Below are 14,772 nucleotides of genomic sequence, written 5' to 3' on the forward strand. Positions count from 1 at the left end.
GGAACGGCGGCGGCTGGAGCCATTCTGAACCTGAATGCAGGGTCGAACTTCAGCATGGCAAACAACAACTCGGCGGGCACTTTCAACCTTGTTCAAGGTGGTTCTGTGACCGCAGGCCTGATCATCGGCTCCACCAACAACGCGGACCCGACCGTGCGCATGACTTTTGACATCGGAAGCGGCGCCAACAGCACCGACACGATCAATGTCACCCGTGGGGTCACCTTGAATCAGAGCGGTGCCACTGTCGCCATCCTGCCGCAGACCGGCATTGGCAGCCTGACGGTCGGCCAGCATGACCTCATCACCTTCCTCTCGGGCGGCCTGACGGTCGCGGGATCTTTCGCCAATGATTTTGTCCTGCTCAATGATGCCATCATCCTCGGGGCGAATCCTTACTCTCTCGACTTGATTCAGCAGGCGAACAAAATCGTGTTGAACGTGACTGCCGCCAGCTTCCAGAACGCCTACTGGAAAGGTGCTTCCAACACCTCTTGGGACACCCCGGACAACTGGTTCACCACGGCGGGTGGCGGCACTCTCCTGGGTGGTATTCCGGGCTCGTTTACCAATGTGTTCTTCACCACAGATACCGGGGCTGGGAACTTCAACACTTCGCTGCTGACGAACCGCCAGATCGCCAGCCTCACCTTCCGCTCTGGAGCGACCAGCGCCATCACCATCTCGAACAACACCCTGACCATCATTGGTTCCGGTGTCACCACCGAGGCAGGAACAGGTGCTCACGTGATCAACAGCGCCGTCAATCTGGGGTCACACCAGTCATGGACGATCAACTCCGCCAATGCGCTGACGGTCAATGGCGCGGTCGGAGACAATCTTTTCGGCTTCCGCCTCACCAAGGCGGGGACTGGCACGCTGGTGCTCGACAACGTCGCCAACACCTACTCCGGTGGCACGACCATCACCTCAGGGATTCTTTCCGTCCGGAGCTTGGCCAATGGTGGAACCGCCAGCGGCATCGGAGCTTCTGGCGACGAGGCGACGAATCTCGTCATCAACGGCGGCACGTTGCGCTACACCGGTGCGACGACGAGCACGACCCGCATCTTCTCCATCGGATCTTCGGGTGGTACGATCGAGGCATCCGGTTCGGGCGCGCTGACCTTCGCCGGTGTGTCGGCCATGGGCTTCAATGGTGACACCAGTGGCTCGCGAACCTTGCATCTGGGCGGCACCAACACCGGGCTGAACACCCTGGTGGTGGCTTTGGGTGACTCGGGCGCTCTGGCGGGTGACAAGACCTCACTGACCAAAGAAGGTGTCGGAACCTGGGTTTTGGCTCCCAACAACGCCATTGTAGGTCTGTCCGGCACGATTACGGGAGCGGCAGCCAACATTGTCACCAACACCAATACGGATGGTCTCCTCGTGAATCAGTTGATCACCGGCGAGGGCATTGCTGCAGGAACCTATGTACTCTCCATTGGGGTCGACGGTGCTGGCACCTTCCGGTTGAGCCAGAATGCAGTGGTCCCCAGTTCGGATGTTCTGACCATTCAAGGCGACACCAGCGGCCTCGTGGTGAATACCACCAAAACCGACGCCGATGGTACGGTCAATCCTTCAGGAGCCTACACCGTCATTGATATTCTTCCTTCGGACACGATTACTGCGCATTGGGATGGTGAGACTGTCGATGTGAGCGTCGCAGACGCCAGCATCCTTACGGTGGGAGACAAAGTTGACCGCAATGGCAACCTGGATGCCCAGGGCATTTACACCGTTGACAGCATCGACATTGATGCGAACAGCGCCGTCATCAGCACACCAGCGGCGACCATCACCATTCAGGGAGTGACTACCAATGGATTGATGGTTGGCACGATCGTGGATGCACAAGGAAATCCTGACCCCGAAGGGCTTTACACTGTGGAGTCGATCCTGGCCCCGGACACCTTTGTTATCAGCGCCCCTGTCACTGAGCAGGTGTTTGCGCTGAACGCTGCAGCTGGCAATGGCTACACAGGTGTCACCACCATCAGCGGGGGCATTCTTAGCGTGAGCGATTTGCAGAACGGCGGCATCGCGAGTGCGCTCGGTGCTTCGAGCAACGCGGCATCCAATCTTGTGATCAATGGAGGCATTCTGCAATACACGGGCGCCGGGGCCACAACTGACCGTCTCTTCACCTTGGGAGCCGGTGCCAGTGCGGGCGGCTTGGATGCCTCAGGCACGGGAGCCGTGGTCTTTTCCAACACGGGTGCCATCGCGTTTACAGGTGCGGGCGTCAGAACACTTACCCTGACCGGCACCAGTGATGCCTCGATCATCAACGTACTGGCGTCCTTAATTGGCAACAGTGGCGCGAACGCCACGTCCTTGTTGAAAACCGGCTCCAATACCTGGCGCCTCAGTGGAAACAACACCTACACCGGTGTGACAACCATCGCGGACGGCACCTTGCTGGCCGCGGACATCGTGGGTGCAGGCAGCAACATCGGCAGCGCCACCACCCCAGTTGTCCTGGGGGATGCCACGCACAAGGGAACGCTGGCCTACAGCGGAGGCAACGACACCTACACCCGTGGGCTTACCGTCAGCGCAGGCGGCGGCAGAGTCGATGTTGTGAACAGCAGCACGGTTCTGAACATCAGCACCGGAGGGGTTAACATGGCGGCCAATGGCAACGTCACCTTTGGCGGGGCCGGCAGCACCTATGTCAACAGTGCCATTTCCACAGGCACCGGCAGTCTCATCAAGGAAGGCAGCGGCGCCGTGCGGCTTTCGAACAATTCCAATCTCTACTCGGGTGGAACCGTGGTGAACGCGGGCACGTTGCAGGTGGGCCTTTCCGGCACTGGCAGGACCGGCACAGGAGTCACCACCGTGAATTCGGGAGGCACCCTGGCCGGCAGTGGTATGATTAATGGAACTGCTGGTACGGAAGGCGCGTCATTCACTGACGGCACCAACCATGTGATCAACAGCGGCGGCGTGTTGCAGCCGGGGGACAATCTCGGCAACAGCATTGGCACCCTTACCTTCACTGGCAATCTCACTCTCAATGACGGCTCTGCGGCGTTCTTCCAGGTGGCCACCCGGACCTTGCAGGACAATGGAATCCTCACGGCCCTTTTGAGCGGTGAATACGACTCCATTGGCGGCTATCGTGACATCAAGATTCTTGAGACCGGGGGGACCTCATGGAACGGCACAGCTGTTGGGTCATCGCATGACTCGATCTTCGTCAACGGCGAAATCACGCTCAACGCCAGCACGATCACCGTCGTCGATTCCGGTTTTGTCGCATCGGCCGCCAGCGGACAGGTGTTTGACCTTGGTGACTGGCTCTCACTTTCCGGACTCTCCACGTTTGACGTGGGCACCAATTATCGCACCGGCGGCTCGGGCGGGGGCAATCTTATCCTTCCCGAACTCAGCGGCGGCCTTGTTTATGACGTAAGCATGTTCGCCTCCTACGGCCTGTTCACCATCATCACCCAGCCTTCGTCGATTCCGATCCTGATGAACACCTACAATCTTGCTGGCAGCGGATCGTGGAACACATCTGGCAACTGGCGCCCGGCCACCACCCCGAACTCCATTGGTGGCATCGTCAACTTCACCTCAAACATCACTTCCACCGCCGTGGTGACCTTGGATGGCACCAAGAAGGCCGGCATGGTCTTCTTCGGAGACCAAAACAACAGCAATCACTTTGAAATCCGTCAAGGCAGCGGCGGAAGTTTGAACTTCAACAATGGGGAGTATGGCCGCGCCCTGCTGAGCAAGGTCCTGTCGAACTCGAATTCGGTTGGAGTCGATGTCATCAACGCACCGGTTCTGCTCTCCAGCGGATTGAACGTCAATGTCAACTCGGGTGGCACATCCTCTCGCCTGGACATCAGCGGCGTCATTTCCCAGGACGGGGGTGCGCGTGGCATCACGGTCATGGGCAACGGACGTCTTGTTCTCAGTGGTCTTCAGGCCAACGCCTACACCGGGCTGACCACAGTGTTCAGCCGTGGCCGCGGTGACGCTGGCAATCCGCAGCTCGTGCTAGCCAAGTCGGCGTCTCCTCTGGCCGGAGCCAATGTGACGACCACATCCGGCAGCACTACGGTGACGCTGACCAGCGGCAGCACCTCCGAACTCTTTGTGGGCATGCGAGTCAGTGGCAACCCAAACATTCCCGCCAATGCTACGATCAGCAGCATTACCAATGGCACGACGTTCGTGCTTTCGGCCGCTGCGACCGCCACCGGCAGCAATGTGAACACGAAATTCGGCAGCTATTCGGCCACCACCACGGCAGGTTCCTCTACAGTGACCCTCGTAGGCGGCAACACGGCGGGCTTCTACGTCGGTATGGAAATCACCGGCAACCCGAACATTCCCAACGGTGCCACCGTGGTCTCGATCACCAATGGGTCCACGTTTGTCATCTCCACGAACGCCACCGCCGCAGGCACCGGAGTTGTCACCAGCTTCGGCACTGACGTGGTGAATGGAACAATCCTGGGCGACCTCAAGATCGGGAATCGCGGCCAGGGCGGCATCGGCAGCACGGTGGTGCATCTCGGTGGCAACGACCAGATCGCTGACACTTCCATCATCAGCTTTGATGGTGGCGTGGGTGGCTTTGCCACGGGCAACGGCGGCCAGAACCCCTACTTCAAGCTCATGGGGTTCAGTGACACAGTGGGCGGCATCTCCGACTACACGGCGAGCGGGGTCATCGAAAACACCGAGGGTGAAAACCTGCGGTCCGACAGCACGCTGACTCTCAACTCTGCGGCTGGGACGACGAACTTCTTCAACGGCTTCCTTCGTGACCGTGCCAACAACACCGGCTCCGGCGTTCTAAATCTGGTGATCGCCGGCTCCGGCACCCAGGTGCTGGCCCTCGGCAACATTTCCTACAGCGGTACCACCACGATCAACAGTGGCGCCAATCTTGTGCTGCAGAGCACCACCAACTTTGGCAACGGGGTCGGCAGCGCCGCCGCAGCCCAACTGGGCCCACGAACCATCTCCAACAGCGGCACGCTCACCATGCGCATCAACAATGGTGTCACTTGGAATTTCTCCAGGGCGGTGGCTGGCAGCGGTTCCTTCTTCCGCGACGGGGGCAACGGCACGCTCAATCTCAACTTTGCCTCGTCGGCGCTGAACTCGACCTACGCTTCTGGCAATACCACAGTGACCGTTGCAAGCACCGCAGGATTGGTTCCGGGCATGCTGGTGAGCGGTGCCAATATCCCGGCTGGAGCCTACGTCGTGCAGGTTTTGAGCGGCACGACCTACCAGATTTCCGCCGCACCTACCTCGAATGGGACCAATGCGAGCCTGACCTATCGTTCAGGCAATTTCGGAGGGAGTATCGCGATCAGCGAAGGTGGTGCCACGAATTTCAATTCTGCCACTGACGCCGCTGGTTCCTTCACGATCACCGGACGCACTGCGCTGACCACGGCAACTTGGAACCAGGCACTCAAGGTCGGCGGCGGCCTGTCGATAATCGGAACCGGGGACAACAACATCGACGGCGCTGTGCTGAACATCAATTCGGCGAGCACGGTCAATGGCGGTGCAATCAACATCAAGGAAGGGGACCTCAACCTTGCGGGGGGCAATGGATCGCTGCGGGCGTTTGCCGCGCCGATCAATGCCAGCACGGTGAACACCAGCACAACGGTCACCGTGGCAAGCACGGCCGGCATGTATGTGGGCATGGCATTGACCGGAAATGCCAACATCCCATCGGGCTCCAAGATCGTCAGCATCCTCAATGGAACCCAGATCGTGATCTCGGCCGCTGCTACAGCGACCGCAAACAATGTGGCCACCAGTTTTAACTCGGTGATCAATGTTTACGGCACCGGCAACGCCACCACCACAGGGACCAACCTTGTCGGTCTGAAACTGACCAACACTACCAGCGCCAACAATACAAACCGTCTGGATGATGGTGCTGTGATCAACCTGAACTCAGCCAGATTCCAGTTCACCGGCACCGGTTCGGGGGCGGACAATTTCACCGAGACCGTGGGGTCCCTGTCTTTGACTGGTGGTTCCAGCTACATCGGCAGCTTCAAGAACAATGCTTCCACCAACGTGCTGACCTTCTCGTCATTCGGCACTCGTGCGGCAGGTTCCACACTCGTCTTTGACAGCGTTTCTGGCACGACTGACACGGGTGGCACGATCAAAATTACCAGTGGGCTGACCAACAACAATGGCATCATCGGCGGTTGGGCGGTCCGCAACACCGTTGTGAGCAGTGTCTTGCTGCGTGAATGGGCCGTCGTCGGTGCAGGCGGTCAGATCGATGCCCTGGCCACCTACGATACCAGTGGGGCCAATGCCTGGACCACCACATCGAACGCCAAGTCCACCTCCAACCAGACCTTGAGCGTTAACAATACCATTCACTCGCTCAACATCCAGTCCACGGGCAGCACGACGTTGACGATCACACCCGGCGCGCTTCTCACCATCAACAGCGGGGGCATTCTTGCCACACGCAATACGCAGAACATCACCAACGGCAGCGTTACCGCCGGCACTCATGCAGGTTCGCTCAATCCCTATGAGTTGATCTTCCAACTGCCCACCAACACTCTGAACATGAACAGTGTTGTGGTGGACAATGTCGCTGCCACCCAGTCTGTCTCTTTGACCAAGACTGGAAACAGCACCTTGGTGCTCAATCCGAACATCGTCCGCTCCGGAACCGTTATTGCCGGCCAGACGACGGTCAGCATGAATGTGGCTGCCGGAGGTGTGAAAGACATGCAGGTGGGGGCTCCGGTGAGCGGACCGAGCATTCCGGCCGGCACCACCATTGTCGCCATCAACACCGTCAACAACACGATCGTGCTCTCCGATGCGCCAACCGGCAGTGCCACAGGCAACCTGACCGTGACTCTGAACAACCTGTACACTGGCAAGACTTTCATTGATGAAGGAACGCTGCAAATCAGTCACGAAGGGGCGCTTGGCACGGCTCCCAATTCGCTGGTGGCCGATCAGTTGACGTTCAATGGCGGCCGCCTGCTGGCCACGGCGGACTTTGCTCTGGATGATCCGAACCGGGGCATCACCATCAATGCAGGCGACGCCGTCTTCAGCGTCAGCAACAACCGGACTCTCACCATTGGCAGTTCAGCTCCGATCAATGGGGCTAACGGGCGTCTTATCTTTAACGCCGCAAATGGTACGTCCGGCGCCCTTGTGGTCGTTGGCAATCACAACCTCTCCGGTGGTGTTGAGACCTCGGGCGCTTTCTTCGGCACCTCGGGAAGCGTCAGTTCGACCTTTGTGAGCGGAAGCAATGTGGTTAAAGTGGCCACTACCGCCGGCCTGGAGGTAGGCACGGTGGTGACCGGCAACGACCTGAACGGCGACGGTGTGGCGGATGACATTCCTGCAGGGACAACAATTGTCCGCATCATCGATGCCACCACCTTCGAGATTTCCACAAACGCCATTGCCAACGCCACGCGCAATCTGGCCTACGACAGCTTCAACGCCTTGAAGCTGACTGGTGACAATACGATCGGTCTCATCAGGGTCATCGGCTCCAACCTCACTATCACGGGCAACAACACCATCACGGATGACATCCTGATTTCCACCGGGACGCTGAACATCGGCGGCATCAACACTTTCGGGGGCAAGGTTACTATCAACGGTGGCTTCCTTCGTCTGGGCAGTGACACAGCGCTCAGCACTCCGGCTGGGTATGAGTTGGCCCTCAACTCAGGCACGTTTGATCTCAGAGACCACAGCACGGAAGTTTCGCTGCTGAGCGGAACTGGCACGCTGACCAACAACGGCACCGCCACCGGCACCCTGGTGGTCAATCAAAATGCCTCCTCCATTTTCGGCGGAACCATTCGCGACGGCGCGGGTCTCATCGGTGTCACTTCCTTGGTAAAAACCGGCACGGGCACGCTGACGCTGTCCTCGACGCTCAGCAACTACTCCGGCCCCACGGTGATCAACGGCGGCATGATCAACGCGATCTCTCTTAATGTCGCAGGTTTCTCCAGCAGCATCGGTCGTGCATCCAACGCGGCTTCCAATCTGGTGCTCAATGGCGGCGGGCTGCGCTACATCGGCCCGATCAGGGCCTTCACAGACCGTTCCTTCACGCTGGGAACGGGCGAGGATGCGGGCATCCTCGTCGCCGACGGCACGTCCACCAATGACACGCTGCAGATCGGCTTCAGCGGACTGTCCCCGGCCGTGGCGTTCATCGGCGAGGGCTCCCGCACTCTGACGCTGGGTGGATCGAACCTTGGCGACAACAAGTTTAATCTGCAACTTGGGGATGGTGTGGGTGGTGCCACCTCACTCACCAAGATCGGCAATGGCACCTGGGTGCTGGGCCGGGCCAACAGCTATTCTGGAGAGACCTTGGTGCTCGCCGGCATTCTTGCCGCCACTGCAGATGGTGCCTTTGGCGAGCAGGGGGGCGCCGGAGTGGTGATTGGTGGCGGCACCAATGCAAGCAATACGCTCGGCTCCACAAACGCCTCGTTGGATCTCAGAAACGTCGCCTACAATCAAGTCGATCAAATGTTCCTTTCCGGCGGCACGCTTGCCACCACCACGGGCAACAGTTCCTGGGCCGGCTCGGTCTTTGTGACCGCCAACTCAGTCATCAATGTCGGCAAGGGAGCCACGCTCAATCTCAAGGGCTCGCTTGGTGGAGCCGGTGCGATTACTCAGTTCGGCGCTGGTACGCTGATTCTCAGTGGTCAGGCGGAGCCCACGACGCGCAATGTCCTCACCAGCACGGTCGCGCCCAACCACACCGTGCAGTCAGGCACCCTCAGGCTGGACTTCACAACCAGCGATCTCAGCAAGCTTTCCGACAGAGGCGTCCTGGTTCTGGGCGGCAGCCGCCTTGGGGGGGCTATTGAACTCGCAGGGAACGGGATTGTTGGTGTCTTTAACGGCGGCGGGGCCGGAGCGCCTGGCTACATTGCCCCTGAGCATATCGAAGAAGTCCTCAGCGTGACCTTGGGGGCTGGTGTCAACAACATCAGTCGCATCAGTGGCAACGCGATTCTGCGCATGAACGCCATCACCCCGCAGACGGGTGCCGTCATCAACTTTAGCGAAGATGACATTGCGAGCACGGACAGGACTAACAGCAATGGCATTCTCGGAGGCTGGGCCATCGTTGGCGGCACTTCGTGGGCCACCAAGAGCGCCATCAACGACACCAACGGTGCCGTTACCTCCAACCAGAACGGGCTGATCCGCGGTCTGGCATCCTCCTCCTACACCAAGAGCGGCGCGTTCAACACCACGCCGGCCAGTGACTGGACCACCAACGCCAACATGGACATCGTGGGAAACAGCACGCAGAACGGACGCACGACAAACACCATCCGCTTCAACAACACTTCCCCGGATGCAGATCACACGCCGGCGCTCAGCAACACGCCGTACAATGTCGTCCTGAGCGGCACCAATGTGATCCAGTCGGGGGGCATTCTCTTCACGTCCAACATGGCGTCTCACAGCGGCTTTATTTCCGGCCTTGGGACGCTGGCCACCGGAGCGGGAAGCGGCACGAATTTGTTGGTCATCCAGAACAACACTGGTGCCGGGCTGTTGAACATTTCCGCAGTCATCGCCAACGGTGCTGGATCCAACGGTCTCGACAAGCTCGGTGAGGGCTCTCTGGTTCTCTCGGGTCTCAACTCCTACACTGGCGTCACCACCGTCAATGCCGGGACGCTTACCATCAATTATGTCGCCATCGCCGGCAACACCGCCAACCTCGGGCTGAGCAGTCAGAATGTGTCCTTGGGACGTTCGGTCTCGGTGGCCAGCACGGACGGCCTTACCTTTGGTCAGAGTGTCAGCGGTCCGGGCTTCCTGGCGCCGGTTACCATCACCGCCATCAACAGCAACACCCAGTTCACCGTTTCCAATGGTGCAGTCATCACGGCCACCAACGATCTGACTTTTGGTTCAGTGGCTGCCCAATCCGGTTCCATCTCCTCCACCACCACCAATGGCAACGCCACCATCACTGTGGCTTCGACAGCGGGCCTCACTCCGGGGCAGACCGTCTCTGGCGCGAACATCGTGCCCGGTTCTGTCATTACCACGATCATTGACGGCACCCGGTTTACGATCTCACAGAACGCCCTTGGATCAGGCACCTTGAGTCTCACTTATGGTGCTTCGGGCATCACTACGGGCTCGCTTTCTGCAACCACTACAAGCGGCGCCCTTGTTCGTGTTGCCAGTACCTTGGGGTTGACGGTCGGTCAGACGATCAGCGGTGACGGCATCGTTGCCGGCAGCGTTGTTGTGAGCATTCTGGATGATCATCTGGTGGAGATTTCCAATCCGGTCACCAACACCAACACAGCCACCCGCACCTTTGGCCCGAGCGGAACCATCGGTGCCACACTCGCAGCCACCACGGTCAACGGCAGCACCGCGGTGACCGTCACATCCACCACCGGTTTGAGTGTTGGCGAGGCTGTCAGCGGAGTTGGCATTCCTGAAGGAGCGACCATCGCGGCGATCCTCAGCGGCACGGAGATCGTTCTCAGTGTTCCCGCTGTGGCCACGGGTGGCAGCACGCTCGTCTTTGCCAACAGCTTGAGCAATCTCGGGGCTCCGGCCAACATCGCCGCCAACCTCGTTTTCAACGGTGGCGTTCTGCAGTATAACGGGCTCTCCGCCCGGACTGACCGCGGTTATACCATCAACGAAGACGCCATCTGGGATGTGGGCAACGCCTTCACAAGACTGACCGTCGGGGGCACCTACCTGACTCCGAGCATCGAAGATACCTATGCCATCCGGAAGCTCGGCGCAGGCACACTGGAACTTCTTGGCACCAGTTCCGGCGGCTATGGCGTCGAAGTACTCAGCGTGGAAGATGGCACGCTTCGTCTCAAACCTGCTTTCAGCAATCAGTTTGTCCGCAGTGACACCGGTGCATTGGTGCTGGGCGGCGGAACTTTGGAACTCGTCGGCTCTGACAGAGTCAGCTTGGTGCAGAATTTGCCAGGCCAGTTTGTCGTTAATGAAGGTTCATCGGTGATTCGGGTCACCGCGACGAGCACCCTCAACAGCACTCTCAACCTTCACGACGCCAACGCACCGATGGCGGCGCAGTTCAACAAAGGTGGCACAGTACTCTTCTCGGAGAATTCGGTGTTCAATGGCGGGGCGGCGATCATCACCTTTGCCGGTCAGTTCAACGTTGATCAGCAGGTCATCATGCCCCGGGCCGTCTATCAGACTTCCATCGACATCCTGAATCCAGGGGTGAACTATTTTGCCTTCTCCTCGTACAATGGCATCACATTCGACATCGTCGCTTCTGACAACCCTGCCATCGGCGGCAGAACGGAACATTCCTTCCGTTCCGCCCCTTCCACTTGGGACTCCACCCTGCATGTCACGGACGGTGCCATCAGTGTGGATGCCTACTATGGTGCCACCACGGAGACCGCCTCGGTCAACACCATCCGGTTCTTCAACAGCAGCTCCTCCACCAGCGGGATCAGCGTTTTGGGCAGCAATGTCATCTCGGGCATCAATGTCACTCGTCTCGTGGTAGGCCAGGCTGTCCGCAGTGCGGTGCTTCCCGCAGGAACCACCATCACTGCTATTGATAGGCTGGCCGGCACCGTGACATTGAGCAATAATGCGACGCTAGATTCTTTCTCTGAGTTCTATGTGGACGCCCTGGCATCCAGCGTTGTCAATATTGGCGGCATCACCATTACAGGAAACAGCACGGCGAATGATGATGTGATCACCGGTGTGAATGTGACCGGTTTGGAGGTGAATCAAGTCATCCGCGGTTCTGGCATCCCCGATGGCACCACCATTGTCGCCGTGGACGCCGAAAATGGTTCCATCACCTTGAGCAACGCGGTTTCCATCACGGCGGTGGCCTCTTCGTTTGAAGTGATCACCAACAGCGGCACCCTGACTCTGGCCGGTGGCGCGATCCTGCAGACCACCCATGCCGGGAATCACTTCAATGCCATTCTGGGCGGGGTGCTTACCAGCGGCCTGCTCAATACAGATGGCACCAGCGCGGATCTCATCATCCACAACTGGAATCCGCTCAGGGCTCTGAGCATTGGCTCGATCATTGCAGACAATATTACCGCAGGCCGTGTCGTGAACCTTGTGCAGTCGGGGGATGGCACCACTGCGCTCTCTGGCAAGAATTCCTACACTGGTGACACTTTTGTTCAGGGAGGCGTGCTCCGGCTTGACTCTGCCGACGCATTGCCGACGGCCAGCCACCTGCGGTTGAATGGTGGCGTCCTGGGTCTGAATTCGGGCGACTTCACTCGTGCTCTTGGCACGGGGGCTGGCCAATTGGACTGGACCGGCAGCGGCGGCTTTGCCGCCTACACGCTCAACCGCTCGGTGACCATCAGCGGGGGCATGTTGACGTGGGGTTCGAATGGCTTTGTGCTGGACAATGACTCTCTGTTGCTCGGTGCTCCGGATTCGGACCGAACGATCACATTTGTCAACAGCATCGAACTGAGCGGCAAATCACGCATGGTTGAGGTTGCCAGCGGAAAAGGCACGGTGGCGGATGATGCGGTGTTCGCCGGGGTTCTCCAAGGCGAGGGCGGAACCCTCGTCAAAGCGGGGCATGGGGCGCTTCGTCTGGCCGGCAACAACACCTACACTGGCGGCACATCGCTGGCGGAAGGAACCCTCGTTGGAAGCACCAACTCGGCGTTCGGCACCGGAGTTGTTCAGGTCGGAGCCACCACGGACACGCGTTCACCGGGCGAGGCGCTGGTGTTGCAGTTCCTTGGCACCTCTCTCGCAAACAACCTTGAGTTCGGCAGTGTAAACCGCGAGGGCATTTCCGTCTTCCGCTCTTCCGCCAGCTCTGTTGCCGTCACCGGCCAGGTCAATATCAACCGGGGAGTGGAACGCAATGTGTTCTTCGACACCCCGTCCTCGACCACCGTCACCTACAGTGGTTCGATCGCCGGGCCCGGTGGCTTCACGCTTATTGGCGGAGGCACTGTCAATCTTACGGGCACCAACTCCTTTGGCAGCGGCACAGGCACCGCCGGCTCTGCCAGCAACGGTGGAATGGTCATTCGCAGCGGCACGGTGCAGCTGGGAAGCGCTTCTGCCATCAGCGGCAACCTTGCCACCATCGAGCTCGGGGACGTTACGCATGCGGTTGCCAACGTTGCCTATGTCACCAACGGTGCTTCGGTTCTCGGTGTGGAACGCACCATCGACTTTAACTCCGACAACCGCAATGCACTGGGCGGTGTCTTCGTGGGCAACGGCGACGGTACGATCGCTTCCGGCATTGCCAACGCCGGCACCGGCGCCTTCTACAGTGTCAGTGCGACCTTGGCCGGGCACACCTTCACCTCCGCAGACCTCAATGCCCGCATTCTGGTCAAGGACGAGGTGGAGAATCCGGAACGCAACGGCATCTACTACGTGGCCGGCTTTAATGCAGACGGCTCCATGAACCTCGGGCGTGTGACCGATTTCGACTCTGCGGGCGAGATGCTTTACGGCACGCGGGTCACTGTCACCGGCGGAGGAACTTATTTCATGGCTTCACCGAATGTCACCTCCGTGAGCGGGGTGGGCTCAGACCCTGTGGAGTGGCTCCAAGATACGGCGAATCCGAACGTAACACTGCAGATCACCACTGCGGCGGTGACGTCGGTTTCGCAGGCAATTGATGTCAATGCCAACGGCAGTGGCGTCACTTCGATCGTATCTGCGACGCCGGTGACATTCAGCGGCGCTGTCACGCTCCAGGATTCGAGCCCTGGAGTGCAGGAGACCAAAGCCCTTTATTTGAACTCAACCACCTCTTCGGGAAGTGGCATGGCCTTTACTGGTGTCATCAGCGAGGCTTCGGGCGGAGCAGGTGCCACGGATGACGTTCTGCAGTTGTTCAAGTCTGGAACTGGCGTGGTATCGTTGACTCAGGGCAACACCTACCACGGGGGAACCACTGTAACTGCGGGCACTCTCTTGGTGAGCAATTCTACCGGATCCGGCACGGGTTCGGGTGACGTGTTGGTTCAGTCGGGTGCCACCTTCGGCGGCACAGGGACAATTGCACCTGATGCTGGCAAGGACATTACGGTCAGCGCCGGCGCTTCGCTTCTGGTCGGTTCACCCGGCAGCACCTCTGCCCAGACACTCAACATCGCTCTGCAATCGACTGGCGCGACCGCCTCGACACAGAGTGTGTTCACGCTGGCAGGCACGCTCCAATTGGATCTGTTCAAAAACGTCGCAGGCATCACCGACGCGACCGAATCCGACCGCCTGGTGTTCAGCAACACGGGCACTTCCGTGATTTCGCTCACGGGCGCAGTCTTGAGTGTGGGGATCGGTGCCTCCAGTGGTTTGACCCCGGCCAGCTTCAATGTGGGTGACACCTGGAAACTCATTGACTGGGCGGGTCTCACTCCCACGGGCACATTCACCTTCACCAATCTCAACGGAAACTACACCTCAGATTTTGTGGATCTGCCAGATCTTGGTTCGGGCAAGTTCTGGGACATCAGTCAGCTGTACTCTGCAGGGACCATCATGGTGGCAGTGCCTGAGCCCAGCAGGTTTGTGCTGCTGATTCTTGGGTTCCTGGTTCTGGGGTGGCGCCGTCGGCGTAGCCGGGGTGCCTGAACCCTTTAGTCCCTCTCATCGTGATTCGCGGAGGATGGGCTCACCAAGTGAATCGTTCATGGGGTAGTTACATGATCAATACTCTTGTCAATGGGTGGCTAAAGTCAT

Annotated in this window: 1 protein-coding gene (only partly in view); it reads left to right on the plus strand. The window is 59.2% G+C overall.

From position 1 onward, the window contains the following. Positions 1–14,664: the 3' portion of an autotransporter-associated beta strand repeat-containing protein gene (locus tag KDL09_RS00395; protein WP_294380180.1), read on the plus strand. Its footprint begins 16,689 nt before the window's first position; only the last 14,664 of its 31,353 coding nucleotides appear in the window; its start codon lies beyond the left edge, outside the window; it ends in the stop codon at positions 14,662–14,664. The last annotated feature ends 108 nt before the right edge of the window (positions 14,665–14,772 follow it).

It is taken from the genome of Prosthecobacter sp., assembly GCF_020439865.1.
In the GTDB taxonomy this organism is placed as follows: domain Bacteria; phylum Verrucomicrobiota; class Verrucomicrobiia; order Verrucomicrobiales; family Verrucomicrobiaceae; genus Prosthecobacter.